This is a genomic window from Helicobacter monodelphidis (genome assembly GCF_003288845.1).
GTDB lineage: Bacteria > Campylobacterota > Campylobacteria > Campylobacterales > Helicobacteraceae > NHYN01.
Genome location: NZ_NHYN01000087.1, coordinates 1 through 588 on the forward strand (window position 1 = coordinate 1; position 588 = coordinate 588).

Annotated in this window: 1 protein-coding gene; it reads left to right on the forward strand. The window is 29.9% G+C overall.

Annotation, left to right across the window (positions count from 1 at the left end; all coding sequences use genetic code 11):
• A partial coding sequence (locus CCZ01_RS10630; protein ID WP_181566405.1) for a hypothetical protein occupies positions 1–588 on the forward strand: 588 nt, incomplete at both ends.

Here is a 588-nt window from a genome sequence, read left to right on the forward strand (position 1 = left end):
TTTAAGACTCGAGAAAGAAAGCATTTTAAGGCAACAAGAAAGGGAAAAAGAGGAAAAAATCTTTGCTGAAAATCTTATCTTATCTCATCAAAAGATAATACAAGATTATCCGAAAGAAATTGAACAAGCAAAGACTATCAATGCTTTCAAACAAGGAAACAAAAGCATTCCTTTTTCAGACAAAGAACAGGTAAAAGAATATATTTCACAACTAGATAAGACACCAAGCAAGGATTTACCTTTGTTTGAAATGGGAGATTATCCTATTTTTTACTTTTATGATAAGCACAAAAAGCAATTCATATTAGGAGCAGAACTAAGCAACAAAGAGTTTTTTACCATCAATGCACTTGATAAAGAGATTGTGAATTTTAGCCATTATATTAATAGAATCAAAAATGAGTTTGCAAATATCTTAGAACAAAGACTCAAAAATGCACAAAAAGAAAAAGAAAAAGCAGAAGAGAAACTAAAAGCACTCAACAATAGTCATCCAGTATTTAAAAAAGAACAAGAATTAGCAGACAAGTTAGCAAGATATGAGACATTAAGGATAGAATTTGCACAAGAGGCAAAGAATGCTAAAAA